Source organism: Idiomarina abyssalis (assembly GCF_019797805.1).
GTDB lineage: Bacteria > Pseudomonadota > Gammaproteobacteria > Enterobacterales > Alteromonadaceae > Idiomarina > Idiomarina abyssalis.
Window position 1 is genome coordinate 2,562,920 of the sequence record NZ_CP081832.1, and the last position, 22,324, is coordinate 2,585,243.

Sequence of the window (22,324 nt, forward strand, 5' to 3'; positions counted from 1 at the left end):
CGGGCAAAGGTTGCACGGGGCAAAGGGGAGCCCCTAGAGGGTTTACGACAGTTTGCGTGCAGTTAAGGCTGCATTAAGTACCGCCGCCAACTTAATTGACGATTGGATTGCTTGTGCTGAAACGTCGTGCTTCAGCAAGGTTTGTACGTGCGAATCAATACACATACCACAACCATTCAGTGCCGATACCGCCAGTGAGAACAACTCAAAGTCGGCTTTATCCACACCCGGGTTCGCCATTGCGTTCATGCGGAGCCCCGCAGGAAGCTTAGAAAACTGTTTATCGCTCGATAAATGCAGGAAGCGATAATAAACGTTATTCATTGCCATTAATGACGCTGCTGTTTTTGCCGCCGTCTTAACGTTTTCTTCAATTTTTCCTTCGGCTTCTTCTTCCACAGCCTGAGTCAGCTCGTCGTTCGACAAGGTGTAAACCAGCGAAAGTGCTGTGCCGTAGAACTGGTCATTTGTTAAACCTGACTGCTCAACGTTTGAGAACAAGCTCGACAGGTTTAATTTGGTGTCTTTACTGTGATCACCCAATAATTGTTTGTAGTCTGCAATTGCCATGCTTAACTCCTGAAATACTGTAAAAGTGCCTAGCGAGCACCGATGGCAATGCCATCAGCGCTTAGGTTTGGGAATTAACACCGATTAAAGGGTGTCGCCGCCCAGTGCACGGTTACAAGGGCAGAGTTCATCGGTCTGTAAACCGTCTAAAATACGCACGATTTCTGCTGGGTTACGACCCACGTTCAGGTTGTTCACCGATACGTGCTGGATAACGTTGTGCGGGTCAACAATGAAGGTCGCACGCAAAGCAACATTCTCAGCTTTGTCACGAACGCCCAGGCCATCAACCAATGAGCCATCATCAGCAAAAGAATACTGGTTCAGGCGGTCAAGGTCAGGGTGCTCACGGCGCCATGCCAGTTTTACAAATTCATTATCCGTGCTACCGCCCATAACAACGGCGTCGCGGTCAGCGAAGTCTTCATTCAGTTTTGCGAACTCAACAATTTCAGTTGGGCAAACAAAAGTGAAGTCTTTTGGGTAGAAGAAAATGATTTTCCACTTACCTTCAAAGCTGTTGTTGTCGATAGTTTCAAAAGCGCTTTCGCCATTCTCTTCCGGCATGTTGAACTTAGGTTTTGCCGCAATGACGCTGAATTCTGGTAGTTTATCGCCTACTGTTAACATAAATTGTCTCCGTGATTGGGATTTAAAGTGTATTCGTTCCTTAACGAGTCGAGAGCTAGTGTACGGACGGAGACAGATTGGATAAAACGAATAAAACGGATTATGATAATCGGAAATACCAATTAAAAACGCGACGGGTATCCCATGAGTAAATTACCAAGTCTGAAAAACCTAAGTTACCTGCTGGCGCTGCACCAGGAGCAAAACTTTAACCGCGCGGCGGCCGAGTGCAATGTTAGCCAGTCGACGTTAAGCAGTGGCATTCAAAACCTGGAAGAGCAACTGGACTGCCAGCTTATTGAGCGTGACCATAAGTCCTTTCTCTTTACCGCCTTAGGCGAAGAAGTTGTGGAAAAAGCACGGGACATCATTAGCGCGTCGGAAGAGTTACTGCATTATGCGCAAGGGCAGGGCAATATTATGGAAGGCCCGTTAAGACTCGGCATTATTCCTACCATAGCCCCCTTTGTTATTGGCGAACTGAGTAAAAATTTACAAGACAAGTTCCCTAAGCTACTGCTGCAACTTTCTGAAGATACCACACAAAATTTACTGCACCGGCTGCGTAACGGCGAACTGGATATTCTCTTACTGGCCCTGCCGATGGACATTCAGGGCAACCAAAAATGGATACTGGGTCGTGACCCTTTCAAACTGGTGGTGCATAAGGAGCTGGCGGAAACAGTCGGGGAACCGGTTGACTACGACAAACTGCCTGATCGCAGTATTTTTCTGCTGGAAAAAGAGCACTGCATGACCGGTCACGCCGTCGCGGCCTGTCAGCTTACCGATTCCATTAAAATGAATCCTTTTACGGCGACTAGCCTACACAGCCTGGTGCAAATGGCAGACGCCCGCTTAGGTGCTACCTTTGTTCCGCAAATGGCCATTGACCGGGGAATTTTAGAAAACACCGATTTGGTTTCATTAAAGCCAACCGGTCAGGAAGCTTCTCGTGATATCGGCCTGGTATACCGTCCGACCACCAGTCGTCGGCAAACCTTCCGCAAAATCGCGGAAGAAATTGCGCGCCTGTTGCCGGTCAATACACTCAACTAACGACGTCTGGCCGGTGGTAACGGATAACGTTCCGCCAGGCTGATGCTCTCACCATCGGGCTTAATAACCCGGGCATGGCGGCGGTTTAACCGGCGTGGATCGGTTACACCGCAGGAGTGCGCAATGATATTGACGCCATACTCCATATATTTGTGATAGTTAGCCGCACGTACCGACTTATTCTCAGGATCCAGCCCCCTCATCAGCTTAGGATCATCCGTTGTTACGCCAGTTGGACAAGTATTTTTGTTGCACTGCATAGCCTGAATACAGCCTAATGAAAACATAAAACCCCGGGCCGAGGTCACGAAATCGGCACCGATAGCAATAGCCCAGGCCACATCAGCCGGTGTAATCATTTTGCCGGAAACTACCACTCGGACACGCTCGTGCAAGCCCGCTTCTGTCAGTTTATCGATGAGTATCGGCAAGCTTTCCGTGACTCTTAAACCAACGTAGTCCATTAGCGGCTGGGGTGCCGCTCCGGTTCCGCCATCGGCGCTATCCAGAGTGATAAAGTCAGGTGCGGCTTCTTCGCCGCGAGTTAAAATGCAATCTATCAGTTCGTCGATCCATGAAGGGTCGCCCATCACAAATTTAAAACCCGTTGGCTTGCCGGTAATATTACGAACCTTTTCGATAAAATCGAGTAACTCTTCATTATTGCTTATTTCCGGATGACGGTTTGGGCTGATTGCGTCTTCGCCTTCAACAATTCCCCGAATTCTGGCTATTTCACTGTTAACTTTAACACCCGGGAGGATGCCGCCTTTACCTGGTTTAGCACCCTGGCTCAGTTTAATTTCAAACATTTTCACATTATCGTGACGACCGAGTTCTGCCAGACGGTCCTCGTCGAGTCGACCTTCTTTATCGCGAACACCAAACTTCGCAGTTCCCATTTGAAACACAATGTCGCAATGCCCCATTAAATGATAAGGCGACAAGCCACCTTCACCCGTATTCAACCAACAGCCGGCTTTTGCAGCCCCCTGCGACAATGACTTAACCGCAACCGGCGACAACGCACCGTAACTCATTCCTGAAATATGAAAGTACGACACCGGAGAATAAGGCGTCTCGCAGTAAGGACCAATGGTAATGGGTTCTGGCGATGTTGCCTGCTCAGCCATAGGCGGGTAGGGAGCGTTGCTGAAAATAATAGTTCCGGTACGACTTAAGTCACGTGTTGAACCAAAGGCAACGTTACGATCAGCGTTCTTGGCAGCCCGGTACACCCAGCTGCGCTGCGCCCGGTTAAATGGCATTTCCTCACGATCCATAGCAAAGAAATACTGACGCATAAACTCACCCATACGCTCAAACATGTAGCGAAAGCGGCCAATAACAGGGTAGTTATGTCTTATGGTGTGTCGGTTCTGCGTCCTGTCAACAACGTACATGATGCCAACAGAAACGACTAACCCAATAATAACCAGAACAAAAGCAGCGGCTAACCACTGCGCTAAAATCAGTAACGAGTCGGTACTAAACACCTTGCTGCTCATGAAGTTCCAATACCTTTTTACAATTGATAACAGTATTAACGGCCAAAGCGACGAACAGATCAAGCACAGTGTCATCAAAATTCCGATGAATGACGTATACTGAAGGTAATTCAATAAGAAGGAGAGACCGATGTTCAATCCAAAAGTTGTTTTAACCGCAATACTAGCGGCTTCTTTCAGTACTGCTGCAACCGCTGAAGATGTCGAAACGGAACGTCATAAAGTCAGTGTCAGCACACTTGCTGACGGCTTCACCAACCCCTGGGGCATGACATTTCTTCCGGATAAAAGCATTTTAGTAACAGAACGAACCGGAGATATCTACTGGGTATCAGCTAATGGTAGCTACCGCGAAAAAATCAGCGGCACCCCGGAAGTCGTTGCTAAAAGTCAGGGTGGCATGCTGGATATAACCGTTGACCCGGATTTTGAAGAAAACAATTGGGTTTACATTAGCTACTCCGAAGCGGCCCAGGACGAGGGTAAAGGCAACAGTACGGCCGTTATGCGTGCCAAACTTAATGACAAAGAATTTACGGATAAAGAAGTTATCTTTCGCCAGGCACCAAAATATGAGAGCAATGCTCACTTTGGTTCACGGTTAGTCTTTTCTCCTGAGGGACACTTGTACGTTACCTTAGGTGACCGTTACTCACGTATGGATGATGCACAAACGCTGGATAACCATCACGGTAAAATCGTACGTATTTGGCCGGATGGCAGCATACCGGAAGACAACCCCTTTGTTGGCGACGACAACGCACTTGACGAAATTTGGTCCTACGGTCACCGCAATGTGCAGGGCGCTGATATTCATCCTGAAACCGGAAAGTTATGGTCGGTTGAACACGGCCCACAAGGTGGCGACGAAGTGAATATTCCTGAAGCCGGTAAAAACTATGGCTGGCCGGAAGTGACTTACGGCGTTGACTACGGTGGTGGGACCATCAGCGAGGACGCCGTAAAAGAAGGCACTGAGCAGCCGTTTTATTATTGGGTTCCGTCTATTGCAACAGCTGGCGCCACCTTTTACACGGGAGATGCTTTCCCTGAATGGAAAGGCGACTTCTTTGTTGCTGCCCTGAAAAGCTCCCTGGTAGCCCGCCTGGACTTATATGAAGGCCGCATGATGCATGAAGAGCGCTTATTTGAAGACGCCGTTGATGCACGTATTCGTGACATAAACCAAGGGCCCGACGGTTACTTATATTTACTGACCGATGAGTCTGACGGTGCCATTATTCAGATAAAACCAGCGGATTAACCATGTCATATTCAGCAGTTTTAAAAAAACTCACTTACACGGGGCTGCCTTTATTGGCGGCCTCTTTCGTTGTTCATTCAACTGAAGTCGACGAAACCGTCGTGGTGACAGCCACTCAGAGCGAAACACCCTGGCTAACCACTGCAGCCAGTATTGACCGTGTTAACGTTGAAAACACCTTACCCTCCATGAAGATTGATGCCGGTGACGCCTTAGCCGGCGTTGCAGGAATTCAGGCAGACAGCCGTTATAACTACGCACAGGATACACGCCTGGTGGTTCGCGGCTTCGGCTCACGAGCCGCGTTTGGAGTAAGAGGTTTGCAACTTAATGTCGACGGTATTCCTTTGTCTATGCCCGATGGTCAGGCGCAAACTTCGAGTATTTTTCTCGACAGCATTGATTCGCTGGAAGTTTTACGCGGTCCGTTAGCTACCTTGTACGGCAATTCTGGTGGCGGTGTGGTTGAATGGTTCAGCCGCAAGCCGACTGAAACCGCACTGGAGTGGGGTGGGCAGTTCAGCGAGAACAACACACAGCGGTATAACGTCAATGCACAGTGGGCAACCGACAATAAACAACTGCAAGTTCTGGCGTCGGATTTTCAGACTGACGGTCCGCGCCGGCATAACTCCGCCGAGCGCCAGCAACAGGCTGTGCGCTGGTATCATCAATGGGATGATCAGAATCGCTTTATTATCCGCTACGATAATAACGATGCGCCACTATTGCAGGACCCCAGCGCATTAACCCCACAAGACTGGCGTTATGACCCCACCCAGACAGTACAACGGGCAGTTGACTTCAATACCCGCAAAGACATTCATCATCGTCAGGGTTCATTTAGCTGGTTTCATGAACGCGACAATGGCGAGGGCTTACTCTCACTGTGGCAGGGCGACCGAGATATTGAGCAGTTCCTGCCGTTTGCCGGTGATGGTGACACAAGCTCGGGGGCGGTTATCGATGTTTCCCGCCAGTTTGAGGGAGCACATGCACGTTGGCGCCAGCGCGGAGTCAACTGGTCGGCAACCCTCGGCGCGCAAATAGAACGCCAACAGGATCACCGCTTTGGTTTTGTGAATAACAGCGGTGAAAAGGGCGAGCTGCGTCGCGACGAATTCAACTGGATTGAAAATGCTTCAGCTTATTTGCGTTTTCAGTGGCAGCTGTCTGAAGAGTGGTCTGCAACTGGTGGGGTTCGTTACAGTGACATCAATTATGAAGTAAAAGACTACTTTACTGAGCTGGATAACTCCGATGACAGTGGTAGCAGTGACTTTAGCGAGACCACCGCTGCCGTTTCAGTTACCTGGCAATTCCTGCCAACCTCGGCGACTTACCTGAGTGTCGGGCAGGGCTTTGAAACCCCGACACTAACTGAACTGGCGTACCGCAACCAGGGCTCAGGCCTGAACCGCGAGTTGGGTCCATCCACCAATGATCAGTGGGAATGGGGTATTAAACATCAACTCGATAACGACTGGCGTCTGCATTTCGCTTTCTTTGGTATTGAAAGCGAAGACGAAATTCTCGTAGACCAGTCAAACGATGGGCGTACTACCTACCGTAATGCCTCAGAAACAACGCGCGAAGGGGCTGAACTGAGCATTAATGGCGAACTAACGCGGCAGCTCAACTTGCTGCTGTCATACAGCTATATAGACGCTAGCTTTGATGATGGCCCGTTACAGGGGAATCAATTACCCGGCGTAGCGAAAAGCCAGGGGTATTTACGCCTTAACTGGCAGCCCGCAGAGCAATGGCTGGTTCAGTTAGCGGGGCAGTATAGAAATGAAACGCCGGTTAATGATCAAAACGATACCTTTGCACCGTCTTATACGACATGGGATATAGCAATAAGCCGCGACTGGCAGTGGGCAAAAAGCGAGCTGGACGTGTGGGCCAGGGTCGACAATATTACGGACAAAGACTACGTCGGTGCTGTTGTTGTTAACCAGGGAAGCGGACGTTCATTTGAGCCTGCAGTAGGAAGGCAGGCTAGCGTCGGCATCAGTTGGCGCCGACGCTTTTAAGGCAAATTACAGGCTGGCTCTGAGTACATCGAGCAGGCGCTGTGCCGTCTGCTCTGATGATGCAGGGTTCTGGCCTGTAATTAACATGCCGTCCTGAACGGCATAGGCCTGCCAGTCATCAACTTTGCGGTAATGACCGCCTTTAGCTGTCAGTTCGTCCTCAAGTAAGAAAGGGACCACATCGGTAAGCTCTACCGCAGCCTCTTCGCTGTTACTAAAGCCCGTTACTGTGCGGCCCTGAACAATAGGGTCGCCACACGGCGTTTTTGCATTCAGTAATACCGCAGGAGCATGGCAAACAGCGGAAACCGGCTTACCTTTACTCCAGAAGTGCTCAATGAGCTTAATTGAATGCTCGTCGTTCGTTAAATCCCATAAAGGTCCGTGACCACCAGGATAGAAAATCGCATCAAAACTTTCCGGATCAACTTCATCCAGCTTGCAGGTCGTCTCGAGTTTCTGCTGTGCTGTTGTGTCGTTATCAAAGCGCTTCGTCGCTTCCGTTTGAGCGTCAGGGGAAGTGCTGTTTGGATCGATGGGTGGCTTACCACCTTTTGGCGATGCCAAAGTAACATCCACGCCCGCGTCTGCAAAAACGTAGTACGGGGCCGCAAATTCTTCTACCCAGAAACCTGTCTTATGGTCTGTGTCACCGAGTTTATCGTGTGAGGTTAATACCATTAATACTTTCACTTAGCACTCCCGTTAAATGAGTCAAAAACTTATTATAGACTACGCAGTAAAACGCCAGTTTGATCACTCACCATGCTGCTCAAGCCAGCGGTATAAGGTACGCCGGGTTACCCCAAGAATTTCAGCCGCTTTCGATTTATTACCCTCTGCGTGCACCAGCACTTTGCGTATATATTGGTTTTGATACTCGTCCAGAGTTGGCCACTCTGCGGCATATTCCACTTCCGGTTCATGCGCACTCTCCAGAATTCTTTGCGGTAAATCTTCAACCGCTATTTTGTCGTCTCTGGAAAAGGTAAAAGCACGCTCTATCGCATTTTGCAGTTCGCGGACATTACCAGGAAAGCGATAGCGATAAAGCTGTTCGAGCGCAGCCGGTGAAATGCTCTGAACCGCTTTGTCGCTGCCCTTCCGCAACTGTTGTAAAAAGTAGTTAGCGAGACGTTCAATGTCTTCTCCACGCTCGCGTAAAGGCGGCACTCGCAGACTAAAGGTTTCCAGCCGATAAAATAAGTCCTGCCGGAAGCGCCCGTCTTCAACCTGCTTTTCTAAGTCCTGGTGGGTAGCAGCCAATATGCGGACATTCACCGTTTCTTCTTCGTCGCTGCCTACCGCGCGGATGGTACCTTCCTGCAACACACGTAATAGTTTCGCCTGCAAAGCCATTGGCATTTCGCCAATTTCATCCAGTAGCAAAGTGCCGCCGTCTGCCTGTTTCAATAAACCTTGACGTTTTTTCTGCGCGCCGGTAAAAGCCCCGGCTGCATGGCCGAAAAATTCACTTTCCATTAAATCGGCCGGAATGCCGGCGCAGTTTACCGCCTGAAAGCTTTGTTCAGCGCGGTCACTTAACTGATGCAGCGCCTTCGCCACCAGCTCTTTACCGGTCCCACTTTCGCCGGTGATCAGAACGCTTCCGTCAGCTGGCGCAATACGTTCTATTTGATCATAAAGCTTGCGCATTGACGGACTCTGCCCGACTAAACCACCCGGTCCTTTTTGCTGCTGACGGTAGCGCTTGAGTTCTCGTTGTAGCGAGCGATGCTCAAGAATACGTTGTACACTTAGCAATAAATGTTCAACATCTAAAGGCTTGGTCAGAAAGTCATCCGCGCCCTGCTTTAACGCATCAACCGCCTGATCAACCGTGCCAAAAGCCGTAATTAATAACAGTGCCGGAGCGTTGTCTTCATTTTTCAGGCTGTCTAAAAGTGACAGCCCGGACTGACCCGGCAAGCGAATATCACTAATGATCAAGTCCAGAGTTGCAGCGGCTTTTTTAAAGCCTTCAACACTGCCCCAGGCAGTTACCTTATAGCCTTCAGCTTCAAGCTCTTCAACAAGCAGTTCCTGTAGAGCCGGATCATCCTCAATTACACCTATCATGGCTTTTGCTGCTGTCACTTACTGCCTCCGTTTTTAACCGCTTGCCGAACGCATTGTGCCGGTAAACTCAAAATAACCCGACAACCGCCATTTGGGTTATTGGTCAAAGACAATTCACCACCATGATCATTCAATACGTGCTTAACTATGGTCAAACCCAGACCCGTCCCTTTACCTTGTGGCTTATTGGTTTCGAACGGCTGTAATGCTTTATCTTTCATTGCATCAGGTAAACCTTCTCCGTCATCATCTATGGTAATGACGACTCCGTCATTCGCGTACTCAGCCGCGACAGCAACCTCAGATTCAGCAGCCTGTAAGCCATTGCGCAGTACGTTTACTAAGGCCAGTTCCAGTCGCTTTATGTCAACTTTAAGAATGACATCGACAAGCTCTTTAACTACCACTCTGGCAGAACCTTTATCCTGCTCAAACTCAATGCTAGTCATTGCCGTTGTTACCAGATTTCGCAGGGAAATGCTTTCTCTTTGCTGCACCGGCGTTCTTGAAAATGCCAGCAATTGATTCACCAGTCCGGTAAGCCTTTGTACCTGGCCTCTGACGGCCTTAAGTTGTCGCTGGCTGTCATCGTCTTTATGGTTACGTAATAATCGGCTGGCGCGTCCATCAATAACAGTAAGCGGCGCTCCTAACTCATGGGCAACACCACTGGCTACACTGCCAATAGCTGCCATTTTTTCCTGTTCCCGCAACGCTCGCTGCAACGACGCTTCGTGCTCACGTCGCTGTTCTAACTCCTGCTCCGCTTCAGTAATGCTATCCAGCATCCGGTTAAACCCCAGGGCAACATCCTGAAGCTCCGAAGGCCCGGCAGGTGTCACTCGAGTGCTTCGATTTCCTTTTGCGACTTGCAGCATTGCGTCTTTTAGTGCCACCACATGTCGCCCAACACCGCGATAATGCCCAAATACCAATACCGCAATAGTGATCAGGCCGAATGCAGCCCAGCTCAGCCAGGCATACTGACTCAGCGTTTCAAAAGACTCATCGAAGTCACTGGCCCGCCGGTTTATTTGTAATAAACCTATAATGCGGCCGCCACGATCAACAATAGGAAGAAATTGAGAGAAAACATCGCGGCCTTCAACACGGCGGTAGTCGTCTTGCTTCACCCCCGTCTGAACAGTTTCCAGTGCGAGCTGGCTGTTGCTCAAGTCAGTTTCGGTGATACCGGCTTCAGCAACTTGCTGACCATACACATTGTATACCGATGCCCCGTACACCCGGCCAATATTGAAGACTGAATCCAGGTTAGCCTGAACCGTTGCTAAGTCGTTATTAAGTAGTGCATCGCTTATGGGTAAGCTAATGGCCCGTCCCAGCAGCTCTAAGTCACTTTTTAAACGCTCATTGGCTTCGTCAGATGCAACCTGCAGTCCAACACTTATCGCCACGCCCGAAATCAATAACATCGGCACGACAACATACATTAAAAGTCTTCGCTGCAGGCTGGATAGTGGCCAACTGTATCTTTTTGTCACACTGCCTCCTTTGACTGTGTACTAAGGATACACATTTTTGGGCTGATTTTCTGGGCGATAACTGAGAAAAGATAAAAACCAAATTAAATCAATATGTTGAAAAGTTGGCACAGTCTTCGCTTTAGTTAGAGCGTTAATAAAAACTGATAAATTCAATTAGGAGATTATCATGCAAAAGACAATTATCGCATTAGCAACTGTATTCGCGCTGGGTAGTACTGCGGCAATGGCTCAACAGCAGCAATCGCAGGATCCTATGGCTCAGCAGCAGCAAACTCAGGAAATCTCTGAAGGTATGCTGGTTAAATTTGTAACCGCTATGGAAGACGTTCAGGGTGTTACTGAAAAATACCGTGACCAGTTCCAGGAGGCTGAGAACCAGGAAGAGGCTCGTGAAATTCAGCAGTCTGCACAGGAAGAAATGATTGCAGCCGTTGAAGATGCAGGCCTTACTCCGCAAGAATACAACATGATTATTCAGCAGGCACAAAACGACGAAGAGTTACGTGCACGCTTAGAAGAAATGACAGGTGAAGAAAACTCTTAATCGTTAGTTCCATTTAATACAAAGCCCGCGGCTCTTTCTGAGTCGCGGGCTTTTTCATTTAAAGTATAAACAGCTTCCCCTCACTTAATCCATTTAGCATCAAGCTTTCGATTTTTTTCAAACTTTTACACTAAATTATCTTGATCATATGTTGATTTAATGTAACAAAAGATGCTGTGTTGTTGATTTAACACACAAAATCGATAAAAACTCCCGGGGGGGAACATAATAATGAAAACAAACTTTAAATACTCGCTATGTGCATTAGCAATAGGAGCCGCATTCGCGTCACCGGTCAGCTTTGCGCAGGATCAAGAGAATCAGGCAGAAGATGACGCTCTTGAACGCATTCAGGTCACAGGCTCCAGAATCTCACGAACCGATATGGAAGGCGCTTCTCCTGTCGAAGTTATTGACAGAGAAAGCATTGAAGCCTCAGGTTTCAACAACCTTCAGCAACTCTTAGAGCGCTTACCTTCGGCCGGTGTCGGAACCTTCTCAACTCAGGGCAATAGCCAGGACACTACCGCGAACGGCGCTGCTGCAATTAGCTTGCGTGGCTTTGGTGCCGACTCAACACTGGTCTTGCTTAACGGCCGTCGTGTAGCGGTTTCTTCCTTTGCCGAAGGCGTAGCAAATTCATTTGTCGACATTAACTCAATTCCCGTAGCGGCGATTGAACGCATCGATATTCTGAAAGACGGTGCTTCCGCTATTTACGGTTCTGACGCCGTAGCTGGTGTCGTTAATATTATTTTAAGAGATGACTTTGTCGGTACAGAATTAACCGCCAGCCACGGTGGAACGACCGGCGATGCTAACTATGAAGAAACCAGTATGAGTCTGGTCTGGGGCACGGGTGGAGACGACAGCAATACCACCATGATTCTGGATTACTGGAAAAACACCTCGATTACAGGTGCCGAGTTTGGTCGTAACGGCACAGCGAATCAAAGTCCGTGGGGTGGTAATGACTTTCGCTCATCACGAGGCTTTCCGGGAAGCTTTATTGTTGACGGTGAAGAGCAGCCCGATCCGGACTGCCCGGAAGATTCACTGGTTGGAACACGCTGTGTATTTGACTATGGTCCTTATGCGCAAATTTTCCCGGAAGCTGAACGTGTAGGTGCCATTATTCAGTCTCGTAAAGAGTTCTCACGAGACGTTGAGGGCTATATTGAAGTTGCCGCTCAGCATAACCGTTCAAAAGCCGGCGGCGCACCGACTCCGTTAGACGCCGACGCCGGACTCTATGTCCCGGCTGACCACCCTAACAACCCTTGGGGCGAGCGTGTCGATATCAACTTTTTCCGAACAGTGGATGCCGGCCCTCGTATTTGGGATGTTGAATCCGACACTTTACGTTTTATTGCAGGCTTACGCGGAGACTTAGACGGCTGGGTCTGGGATGTCTCTTACCAAAAAGGCCGCAGCGAAGGCATGCAAACGGGTTCACGTGAGCAAGGATGGGTACGTACTGACTTTTTGCAGGAGCAAATTAACGCTGGCAACTACAATCCATTTGGCGGCACCATCAACGACCCTGAAGTCATTAATGACATTACTACTTCACTGGTACGCCGGGGTGAATCCCACCTGACCGCAGTTGATGCCAGTATCGCCGGCGAAGCGTTCCAATTGGGTGAGCATTGGGTCTCCATGGCAGCGGGTCTTGAATACCGTGAAGAAGACGTATTTGACCAACCGGATGATCAGTTCCAGCGTGGTCTTATCTTTGGTACCGAATCGGTGCAGGCCGAAGCTGAGCGCGACCAGTGGGCTGCTTATGTCGAATTTCTCATTCCAATTACTGATCAGTTAGAAGCAACTGTTGCCGGTCGTTACGATGACTACAGTGACTTTGGCTCAACCTTCAATCCGCAGTTTAAATTGCAATGGCGTCCGACTGAAGACGTGACTTTACGTGCATCCTACGGCGAAGGTTTCCGTGCTCCGTCACTGGCACAAATTGGTCTGGGCCCATCGCAGGTTTCAACTTTCTTTGTTGATGAGTATCGTTGCGAAACCGATGGCGAAAGCTGTGTACCACTGGATTACACCATTGTATTCTCCGGCTCTGAAGACCTGCAGCCAGAAGAGTCATCAAGCTATAATATTGGTGGTATTTGGCAGGTCACTGACGCGTTTGATATCTCTGCTGATTACTGGTCAATTGAACAAGATAACAAAATTGTTCAAAACGACTTTGAGAACGTTTACAACGAGCACTGTAACGACCAGGACAGCGAGGTCTGTGAGCGCCGCGACCCACTACCAGGAGATGAGCTGGGTGAGTTGGCTGTTCTTTACAACACCTACGTTAACCTTTCCAGCCAAGAAGCTGCAGGGGTTGATTTTTCAGCAAACTATAACTGGCAACTACAAGACATTGGCGATGTTCGTTTAGGTCTTGATTGGTCTTACATGAGCAAGTTCGAGAAAGACGGTATCGACTATGCCGGCGAGTACGAGTATCCGGAGCACCGCTGGACAGCCCGTGCAGAATGGGGACGTGATGCTTTAGGTGTTAACCTCAATCTGAACTACATTGGTGAGTTTGAAGACTATCAGGCACCGGCAAACGTCGAATCCAGCGAAGCGCGTATGGTTGATAAGCAGCTACTGGTTGATTTACAAGCATACTACGATGTCACCTCGGAACTTCGTTTGACGATAGGTACCACCAACCTGTTCGACGAAGAGCCACCGGAAGCGTTTAACAATGACCTTTACGGGTATGCACCAAGCGTTCACAACCCTCGTGGCCGCTTTGTTTACTCAAAAGTCAGTTACTCGTTCTAAGAACTCAGTTTTAAAAAACTGTAAAATCCGCAATCAGTTAGTGCTGATTGCGGATTTTTTTGATCATCTCTCCTATGCTTTACGTAGGCCTAACTAGAAGATTCTTTAACGCAAGGAGAAAGCGAAGTGAAAGCATCCGATTTATTCGTAAAAGCACTTGAAAACGAGGGTGTGAAGTACATTTTCGGCATTCCCGGCGAAGAAAACCTGGACTTACTTGAGTCCCTCTCAAAGTCTGATATCGAACTTATTTTAACCCGGCATGAACAGGGCGCTGGCTTTATGGCTGCCACATACGGTCGCCTGACCGGAAAGCCCGGCGTGTGTCTATCAACCCTGGGGCCGGGTGCAACGAATCTGGTTACCCCTGTGGCCTATGCTCAGCTTGGCGCTATGCCCATGGTTGTGGTTACCGGACAAAAACCCATAAAGGAGCGTCATCAGGGTCAATTCCAAATCATTGATGTGGTCGACATGATGACCCCCATTACCAAATACACCCAGGCGATTATTAGCGCCAGCAGCATTCCGGCGCACATACGCGAAGCTTTCCGTCGCGCTGAGGACGAACGCCCGGGCGCTTCTCATCTGGAGTTATCGGATGACATCAGCCGCGAGGAAGTCAGCAGCCTTCCAATACAGGCCAGTCATTCGCGCCGCCCCATTACTGAGCATAAGTCGGTACGCCACGTGCTGGAACTGCTGCGAGAAGCAAAACACCCGGTGTTGCTGATAGGTGCCGCTGCCAACCGTAAAATTACGGCAAAAATGTTACGCGCCTTTGTCGATAAAACCGGCATTCCTTTTATTACCACCCAAATGGGTAAAGGCGTTATCAATGAGGATCATCCTCGCTGGCTGGGTAACGCGGCCGTTTCCGATGGCGACTACCCGCACCGGGCGATAGAGAAAGCGGATTTAATCCTTAATGTGGGCCACGACGTGGTCGAAAAGCCCCCATTTATGATGAAAACCGGCGATAACGATAAGCGTAAAGTGGTACACATTAACTTTCAGGGCGCAGAAGTCGACTCAGTTTACTTCCCGCACGCCAGCATGATTGGTGATATTGGCAACAGCATCTGGCAATTGAAAGAGGGAACCGAGCCACAAGACCACTGGGACTTCGACTTTATGCTGAAGGTTCGCGACCATATGCGTGACCATACCGATGAAGGTGCCGACGACGGTAGCTTCCCGGTTTTACCGCAGCGTCTGGTGGAAGATGTGCGTGAAGTGATGCCGGACGATGGTGTTATCGCACTGGACAACGGCATCTACAAAATTTGGTTTGCCCGTAATTACCCAGCGCGTCAGCCAAATACTGTACTGCTGGATAATGCACTGGCTTCAATGGGTGCCGGCTTACCTTCTGCAATGGCTGCTAAGCTGGTTAACCCGGAAAAGAAAGTTATGGCAATATGCGGTGACGGCGGCTTTATGATGAACTCGCAGGAGCTTGAAACCGCGGTGCGCATGGGGCTGGATATTGTTGTCGTTATCCTGAATGACAGCGGTTACGGCATGATCAAATGGAAGCAGCAACACATGAAACTCAGCGACTATGGTTTAGATTTCAATAACCCGGATTTTGTGAAATATGCAGAGTCTTATGGTGCGAAGGGCTATCGTTTAGACAAAACTGAGAATCTGATACCGCTGCTAAAAGACTGCTTAGATAAGCCCGGGGTTCATCTTATTGATGTTCCGGTGGACTATTCACAAAATGACCGGCTGCTGAATGAGGAAATTCCCCAGCGCAGCCGTGCCATTAAAGCCGATTAATCACGGTTAGGATCAGTATCCGCGAAGTAAGGATAGTCGTTTAATTTATCGACAAAGGCCTGAAGTCGCGGATACTTATCCAGATTGAAACGTTCACGGAATAAGCCCCAGCTTAAGAAACAACCTAAACGTAGCTCTCCGTCACTAAAGGGGTGAGGCCCTTCATAAGCAACCGCATGCTCTTTGTCTTCCATGAGTTGAAGTATGTCTTCAATACGCTGCTGCTGGCGCTTAAGGTAAGGTACCTTATCTGGTGTTACACCCGCTTTTTCTAACAAGAACAAATTAATGGCAGCATCCATAGCCGTGTTTACCAGGCAGTACTGATCAAAATCTTTTGTGTCCGCAAAAAAACGCTCATCGGCTTTTTCCCGAACGTATTTTAGTATGCTGCTTGAGTCATGAAGGCGCAGATCATTGTGGTGCAAAAACGGCACCTTTTTAGCCGGGGTTAATTTAGCGCTGGTTTCAAAGTCCGTTTCGGTAAATGAGAATTTTGTCTTTGTCTCCAGTAAAGCAATGCGACAATGCCTAACGAACGGCGAGGTATAACTTCCGAACAATTCCATGATCTTCTCCTGTTAATGATCTCGACAAGCTTCGTCTGGGTACTCCAGCTCTATGGTTGTATGAGCCAACTCAAACACAGCTAACTGTTCTGATATTTGTTGTTTTAAAAGCGCTCTTTCCGCGCATTCCAGTTCTTTTGATACCACAATATGCGCCGTTAATACATGGCGCTCACCATCCAAAGACCAGAAATGTAAGTGGTGGGCATCATTCACGAGTTCTAACGAGGTTAATTGTTCGCGTATTTGCCGATAAACTTCCGGGTCGGGGGACGCCTGTACAAAGAGTTTAACCGTAGAACCCAGGTGACGAATAACGTTCACCAAAATAAACAGGGTAAAAGCAATGGATAAAAGGGGGTCTAAAATAGGCCAGTCGACAAACATAAGAATGATCGACACAATTAGCACCGCTACCCAGCCCAATACGTCTTCAAGCAGATGCCAGTTAAGCACGCGTTCATTCAGCGACTTGCCATGAGAAAGCTTAAATGCCGCATAACCATTAACAATGACACCGAACACGGCCAATAGCGCCATACCTTCGGCCATTGGCATTACCGGGTTCCATAAACGAGGAATAGCTTCGAATAAAATCCAGATAGAACCTGCCGTCAGTACAACAGCATTAATAAAAGCACCCACCAGAGAAAGCCGCTGGTAGCCGTAGGTAAAGGTGTGGGTTGCGTCTTTTCGACTGAACTTATCCAACAGCCAGGCCATACCAATAGAGATGCTGTCGCCGAGATCATGCACTGCGTCAGCTAAAATAGCGGTACTGTTAGTCAACACTCCGCCAATAAACTCAATAATGGTAAAACACAGGTTAAGGAAAAACGCCCAGCCAATGCGCTCTGACGAGCTTTCGTGGTGATGATGGTGATGGTGCATAGCATCCTTAACTGTTAATCAAATGTACTTTTCAGGCGATAAAAAGCGCATAAAAATGAGCCATATTGTTAATTTAACACTCTTTTGTACGGCAAATGAAGTATTGCTTACGCATCTTTAACAGTGCAAAATTTCGCCAAATTTAGATCCCTCTAAATTAAGATGATGTAACTTTTCTCAGGAGCTTTAAATGAAGTACTCTCTAGCAGCTTGTTTCGGTGCTGCAGCACTGGTCATGAGCCTGCCTTCTCAGGCACAAGATAAAATTCAGTGGAGTGGTTTTGGTAATATCGCAGCAGGTATGACAACTGGCAGCGACGACGAACTGTTTGGCTACGATAACGACGTAGACTTTAATCCGGAGAGCTTATTTGCACTACAAGCAAAAGCTAACTTGTCTGACAAACTCAGTGTCACCGCACAGATTATGTCTCGTGGCTCAGAGGACTTCGACTTAGGTGTTGAATGGGCCTACTTACAGTACCAACTAACCGACGCGGCAAGCATTAACGTGGGTAAATTGCGCCTGCCTTTCTATATGTATTCAGACTCTCTGGATGTAGGTTACAGCTACCACTGGCTGCGCACACCTCAAAGTGTCTATCGTGTCGCTTTCGACAATTACACTGGTGTGAGCTTCCAACACAACGCCTTTGCCGGTAACTTTATCTTCAATACGCAAGTTATTGCCGGCAACATGCAAGACGATATTGAAGCAGGTGGCAGCGAAGCGGCAGAAGCAGAAATGAATAACCTGATAGGTTTTAATACCAGCGCCATCTACAACAACCTGACCATGCGTATTGCGTATTACCAGACCAACGATACCAACATTCATCTTAATGAGATTGACGGCTTGCTGGCAACGCTAAGAGAAGCGGGAGCTGCACAGGTCGCTTCAGAGCTGGAAGTTTCTGAAGACAAAGGGACTTTCGCTGGTGTCGGTTTTATGTACGACAATTTCAACTGGTTTGTAGGTGGAGAATATACCGAGCTTGAAGTTGATGGCAGCTATATTCCTGAACAGCGCTCTAGTTATCTTACTGCAGGTAAGCGTTTTGAAGACTGGACATTACACGCTACCGTTGGCCAAACCGACGATAAAGTCATTGATGCCGAGCGTTTCAGCGTTCCTGTTCCTCAGTTACAAGCTGTTATTAACCAAGTAGCAACTCAGGTTATTAGCGAGAACACTTACACCTCTGTAGGCGCCAACTTTAACATCGCGCCAAGCGCTGTACTGAAGTTTGACGTTACCCATTCTGACGACAAGTTAATCGATGAGTCTGACGTACTGGTTTCCGCTGCAGTTCAATTTGTATTTTAAGGAATTATGATGAAAAAGTTTGCTGTATTTCTCATCGTTATAGCGACAAGCCTGCTGAGCTTTTCAGCTCTTGCACAAAATGGCGTAGTCGTTTCACAAACTGAGATTAATGAAGAGTCAGTTTCTCGAATATTCCTGGGGCAGTCGCGAGTTTTAACCGGGGTAAACTTACCTGAAGACTCAGCAACCCGAAAGGCTTTCGAAGAAACCTTATTAGGGCAGTCTGGTGAGCAGCTTAAACGCCACTGGGCAAAGTTGAAGTTCACCGGCCGTGCAACGCCGCTAGATACTTTGGCAAATGATGATGCGGTTATTGAGTTTTTACTGAGTAACCCTCAGGGCATTGGTTATGTTTCTGATAAAAGCAAAGTGTCAGGTGATTTGAAGGTAATTGCTACTTTCTAAACAATAAGAATAAAACCTCCGGTTGTTTGCCGGAGGTTTTACTTCGATACCTGGTTTCGGCCCTTCTCTTTCGATTCATATAACGCAGCATCCGCTTTTTCTAACCAGTTCTCAGCAATTGAAAATTCATTAGAAAACTCAGCAACGCCTGCGCTTACTGTCAATTTTAGCTGCTCATCGTTATATTCTTTGCCTAAGGGCAGAAGCGTTTCCTCTATCTGCTTTCTCAGGCGTTCGGCCACTAACACAGCATCATTTAATGACGTTTTAGGTAAGAGTATGACAAACTCTTCTCCACCGTAACGACCACAGGCATCCGTTTCTCGCTGACTTCCCAGTATAATATCTGCTATTAGCTGAATAGCGCGGTCACCAATTTGGTGCCCATAAGTGTCATTAACCTGCTTAAAGTGATCAATATCCATCATAATAACTGAAGCGGTGTCTTCGTAACGCTTACAACGAAGAAACTCCTGCTCAAACAGCGTTTGCCAATGTCCGCGATTAAACAGCTGGGTTAAGGCGTCGGTCTGGCTGATGGTTTTTAGCTTTAATAAGTTATTCGCTTCCTCACTGACGTCATAAACCAACGCACAAATATGGTGAATTTGCTTGTCCGTAGAAAATAGAGGAAATAACGTCACGTTCTGGAACATCAAATCAGATTCAGCCGTAAACGGTCGGGTGTTTTCGAAGTTCAGAATATGGGGCTCTTGCTGCCAGTTACAGTGAGCCTGAATACCCAACTTTAAAACGGACTCAGTTTTATATTGGAACCAGCTTTTAGGTAAGGTTGGCAATAGCGTAAACAAATTTTCATCTTTAGCGACAACGCTACTGATACCGCTATGGTTTTCCATAAAGCCATTCCACACTTTAACGTTGTAATCGCGGTCAAAAACAATCAACCCAACCTCAATGTTCTGAAGAATTTGCAGTACCCAGTGTAGGTTGGTGATGTCTAGTTCCTCTTTATTCATCGATAAAGTACCCGGCTCGTTCTTCAAGTGCAGCAATTGAAGCTTCAGTGAAAATAACGTAGAGATCGCAATTTAAATGGTAATCAGGGATCTCATAATCGATGGTAATGATTAAAACTTCTTTATCTTTCACATCCTCTTTAAAAACATTATTGACGGTTTCGCTCATTCCCAAGAAAGCTGGCTGGCTAATATTTAACTCTAAATCCAGTTGCGATGAGAACCGCTTTAAAAAAGCGGCAATAAGCGTTGAGGCAACATCTAAAAGGACACTTCGGCTGTCGTCCTTAAATTCATAACCGTGATAGTCCGACAACTTAGACGGTAAGTCGTTGAGAGTTCGGTTATCAACACAGAGAATGGCTTCTCCGGCTATAGCGTTACCAACAAAACCTTCGGACACCATGTTTACCCGGATATTTTCATCGTGAAGTTCGTTAATCAGAGTATTGTATGGGCGCTTAGCAACATCGGGCACAGGTAGCTGAATAAAGGAACCCAGCATACCACCAAGCAGTTTTGCCGCATCACCAAGCGCAATATTGCTCACTTCCTTTAAAATATCGGTAGGTTCAATATGTTCCGTTTTTGTCTTCTTACGCTGGTGGTTCCCGGGCAATAACTCTCTGATAAGGCCGTAGCGCTCAAGTACATCGTGCAACTCTTCAGAAACAATGGGTTTCTTTATAAAACCCAAAGCTCCGAGCTTTTCAACCCGGCGCTGAGACTCTTCCTGTATGTCACCGGAAACAACAATAGTCAGGCAGTCTAACTGCTTTTCCTTAATGTTCTGTAATACCTCAAAACCATCCATAACCGGCATAGTTAAATCCAGAAACAGCAGCTCAACAAGACCTTGCTCTACAAGAGCTAAAGCTTCTTGCCCGTTTTCAGCAAAGCGCACCTCAATGTCCCAACTCTTGGGTAAGGCATGCTCAATGCTTTTTCGAGCAACTTTTGAGTCATCACATATCAGAACTTTCATAGTCTAAACATGGCATAACAAAGCCTGTCCGTTAAGGTACTTTACAAAATATAGACGGCCATTCCGCCCAATAACCAGAATACACTCACACCACAAAGGCCGGTCATAACCTTTTCACTTACCGAGGACGAACCGCCATGGTCATGGTGGTGGTGATGTTCGTGCTCTTTTTGTTTCTTACGCCAAAGAACAATCATGACCACGCTTAGTAGTAAGAAAATAAGGTTCAGAACAAAGCCATAATCAAGTTTGAAATGTTCCTGCTCGGCCGGCGACGACCATTGTGATGCGTCCGGCAGTAAATCGAAGGCGAACAGTCCATAGTGCATAACCAAGGATGCTGCCACCAGACAGGTGAAAAGCATTAAGGCAATATACAGCGCCATTTTCCAGCCATAGTAACGAGCATTAATTTTTAGTACCGGCAGTACAATTAAGTCGGAGAAAATGAACGCCATAACACCGGCAAAGGCTACGCCCTCACCGAACAGGACGGCAGCCAATGGAATATTACCCATAGAGCCAATAAAGGTGAAAAATGCGGCTACCGGGCCCACTACCGCTTGTTGCAGTAATGACCAGAAACCCGGTTCGCCCTCGGCACCCACGCCAATAAACAGCCATTCAAAAAACGCGCTCGGCACAAAAGCGGAAATAACACCAGCAACGGTAAAACCAATAAGCACGTCTTTCCAGACCATCTGCCATTCCATAACGTACTTTTGACCAACTTTTTTCCAGGTATCTGAGCTAAAGAGATCAGACAACGTGCTCTCATGTTGATGCTCGTCGTCTTCTTCGTCTTCTTCTCGGGCGTTTTTGATGAGGTTTTTGGGGTTAGTTACCGTAATAAAAAGCCAGACGAATAAAATTAGCAGCAACCCACCAACGTATTCACCAACCACAAACTGCCAACCGAGGAAAATAGAAATAACAAAACCCAGTTCAATGACCAGGTTGGTGGAAGCCAGCATAAAGGCCATTGAAGCACTAAAGGCCGCCCCTTTATTGAACAATGCCCGGGTGGTAGAAAGTGCAGCAAAGCTGCAAGAACTGGAGATAAAGCCAAAAAAGGTGCCCAGCGACACGGATTTGAGATCATTGCCGCCCATAGCCTTGCGCATTCGCCGCTTAGTGATAAGCACTTGAATTAGGCTACTGATTAAATAACCTAATACAAACGCCCATAAAGCCATCCAGAAAAAGCCCAGGCTGGTGTACGCCGATTCGCCCCATAGTGATAAGAAATTTTCCATGATAGCTCCTTTTACTTGAAGCCCACCTTCATTTCCTGCGCATGTCCATGATGGGCATTTTCTGGTTACTATTTACAGCCTACGTTATTCTCCGAAATTTGATCTCTACCTGAATGGACTTCTGTATCC

Annotated in this window: 19 protein-coding genes; 8 read left to right on the top strand and 11 right to left on the bottom strand. The window is 47.7% G+C overall.

What is annotated here, in order from left to right; translation table 11 throughout:
• Positions 1-42: 42 nt before the first annotated feature.
• Together K5X84_RS12295 and K5X84_RS12300 are read right to left on the bottom strand one after the other, a co-directional pair.
• Positions 43-570: a carboxymuconolactone decarboxylase family protein gene (locus K5X84_RS12295; RefSeq protein ID WP_199493889.1), complete on the bottom strand. Its 528-nt coding sequence runs from the start codon at positions 568-570 to the stop codon at positions 43-45.
• 84 nt (positions 571-654) lie between these two features.
• The gene (locus tag K5X84_RS12300; protein WP_011235799.1) at positions 655-1,200 is read right to left on the bottom strand and encodes a peroxiredoxin; all 546 of its coding nucleotides are present in this window, start codon (positions 1,198-1,200) and stop codon (positions 655-657) included.
• A 144-nt stretch (positions 1,201-1,344) separates the two neighbouring features.
• Here K5X84_RS12300 and K5X84_RS12305 point away from each other — a divergent pair, with 144 nt between their 5' ends.
• Positions 1,345-2,259, top strand: coding sequence for a hydrogen peroxide-inducible genes activator (locus K5X84_RS12305; RefSeq protein WP_199493890.1), 915 nt, complete (start codon positions 1,345-1,347; stop codon positions 2,257-2,259).
• Here K5X84_RS12305 and K5X84_RS12310 read toward each other — a convergent pair.
• On the bottom strand, positions 2,256-3,767 hold the full coding sequence (locus tag K5X84_RS12310; RefSeq protein WP_199493891.1) for an FMN-binding glutamate synthase family protein: 1,512 nt from the start codon (positions 3,765-3,767) through the stop codon (positions 2,256-2,258). The genes K5X84_RS12305 and K5X84_RS12310 overlap by 4 nt on opposite strands.
• A gap of 130 nt (positions 3,768-3,897) precedes the next feature.
• Between K5X84_RS12310 and K5X84_RS12315 the strand changes: the two genes are divergently transcribed.
• Both K5X84_RS12315 and K5X84_RS12320 read left to right on the top strand, forming a co-directional pair.
• Positions 3,898-5,031 (top strand): PQQ-dependent sugar dehydrogenase, encoded by a 1,134-nt coding sequence (locus tag K5X84_RS12315; protein WP_222236040.1) that lies wholly within the window; start codon positions 3,898-3,900, stop codon positions 5,029-5,031.
• Between the two features lie 2 nt (positions 5,032-5,033).
• Positions 5,034-7,067, top strand: a complete 2,034-nt coding sequence (locus K5X84_RS12320; RefSeq protein ID WP_222236041.1) for a TonB-dependent receptor family protein — start codon at positions 5,034-5,036, stop codon at positions 7,065-7,067.
• A gap of 6 nt (positions 7,068-7,073) precedes the next feature.
• Here K5X84_RS12320 and K5X84_RS12325 read toward each other — a convergent pair whose 3' ends face one another.
• The 3 genes from K5X84_RS12325 to K5X84_RS12335 form a co-directional block, all read right to left on the bottom strand.
• Positions 7,074-7,760, bottom strand: coding sequence for a type 1 glutamine amidotransferase domain-containing protein (locus K5X84_RS12325; protein WP_054489027.1), 687 nt, complete (start codon positions 7,758-7,760; stop codon positions 7,074-7,076).
• A 63-nt stretch (positions 7,761-7,823) separates the two neighbouring features.
• The gene (locus K5X84_RS12330; RefSeq protein ID WP_222236042.1) at positions 7,824-9,164 is read right to left on the bottom strand and encodes a sigma-54-dependent transcriptional regulator; all 1,341 of its coding nucleotides are present in this window, start codon (positions 9,162-9,164) and stop codon (positions 7,824-7,826) included.
• Positions 9,161-10,648: a sensor histidine kinase gene (locus K5X84_RS12335; protein ID WP_244994795.1), complete on the bottom strand. Its 1,488-nt coding sequence runs from the start codon at positions 10,646-10,648 to the stop codon at positions 9,161-9,163. Before K5X84_RS12335 ends, K5X84_RS12330 begins: the two co-directional genes overlap by 4 nt.
• A 169-nt stretch (positions 10,649-10,817) precedes the next feature.
• Between K5X84_RS12335 and K5X84_RS12340 the strand changes: the two genes are divergently transcribed.
• The 3 genes from K5X84_RS12340 to K5X84_RS12350 all read left to right on the top strand — a co-directional run bounded on the left by K5X84_RS12340 (position 10,818) and on the right by K5X84_RS12350 (position 15,782).
• Positions 10,818-11,195: a DUF4168 domain-containing protein gene (locus K5X84_RS12340; RefSeq protein ID WP_222236043.1), complete on the top strand. Its 378-nt coding sequence runs from the start codon at positions 10,818-10,820 to the stop codon at positions 11,193-11,195.
• Between the two features lie 231 nt (positions 11,196-11,426).
• Entirely contained in the window at positions 11,427-13,997 is a 2,571-nt protein-coding gene (locus K5X84_RS12345; protein ID WP_222236044.1) for a TonB-dependent receptor, read from the top strand.
• A 126-nt stretch (positions 13,998-14,123) separates the two neighbouring features.
• Complete coding sequence (locus tag K5X84_RS12350; RefSeq protein WP_054489018.1) at positions 14,124-15,782, top strand: acetolactate synthase large subunit; 1,659 nt, start codon at positions 14,124-14,126, stop codon at positions 15,780-15,782.
• Here K5X84_RS12350 and K5X84_RS12355 read toward each other — a convergent pair.
• The gene (locus tag K5X84_RS12355) at positions 15,779-16,351 is read right to left on the bottom strand and encodes a glutathione S-transferase family protein (RefSeq protein ID WP_054489016.1); all 573 of its coding nucleotides are present in this window, start codon (positions 16,349-16,351) and stop codon (positions 15,779-15,781) included. The genes K5X84_RS12350 and K5X84_RS12355 overlap by 4 nt on opposite strands.
• Positions 16,352-16,363: 12 nt before the next feature.
• Positions 16,364-17,242 (bottom strand): cation diffusion facilitator family transporter, encoded by an 879-nt coding sequence (locus K5X84_RS12360; protein WP_054489013.1) that lies wholly within the window; start codon positions 17,240-17,242, stop codon positions 16,364-16,366.
• A 190-nt stretch (positions 17,243-17,432) separates the two neighbouring features.
• Here K5X84_RS12360 and K5X84_RS12365 point away from each other — a divergent pair, with 190 nt between their 5' ends.
• Positions 17,433-18,569, top strand: coding sequence for a hypothetical protein (locus K5X84_RS12365; RefSeq protein ID WP_222236045.1), 1,137 nt, complete (start codon positions 17,433-17,435; stop codon positions 18,567-18,569).
• Between the two features lie 6 nt (positions 18,570-18,575).
• Positions 18,576-18,974, top strand: a complete 399-nt coding sequence (locus tag K5X84_RS12370) for a type 2 periplasmic-binding domain-containing protein (RefSeq protein WP_074930813.1) — start codon at positions 18,576-18,578, stop codon at positions 18,972-18,974.
• 38 nt (positions 18,975-19,012) lie between these two features.
• Here K5X84_RS12370 and K5X84_RS12375 read toward each other — a convergent pair whose 3' ends face one another.
• The 3 genes from K5X84_RS12375 to K5X84_RS12385 are packed head-to-tail and all read right to left on the bottom strand — an operon-like array spanning position 19,013 to position 22,195.
• Entirely contained in the window at positions 19,013-19,954 is a 942-nt protein-coding gene (locus K5X84_RS12375) for a GGDEF domain-containing protein (protein WP_222236046.1), read from the bottom strand.
• Positions 19,947-20,939, bottom strand: a complete 993-nt coding sequence (locus tag K5X84_RS12380; RefSeq protein ID WP_222236048.1) for a response regulator — start codon at positions 20,937-20,939, stop codon at positions 19,947-19,949. The genes K5X84_RS12375 and K5X84_RS12380 overlap by 8 nt, the downstream gene beginning before the upstream one ends.
• Before the next feature lie 41 nt (positions 20,940-20,980).
• Positions 20,981-22,195 carry a permease gene (locus K5X84_RS12385; RefSeq protein WP_222236049.1) on the bottom strand — a complete coding sequence of 405 codons (1,215 nt, stop codon included), beginning with the start codon at positions 22,193-22,195 and terminating at the stop codon, positions 20,981-20,983.
• Positions 22,196-22,324 lie beyond the last annotated feature (129 nt).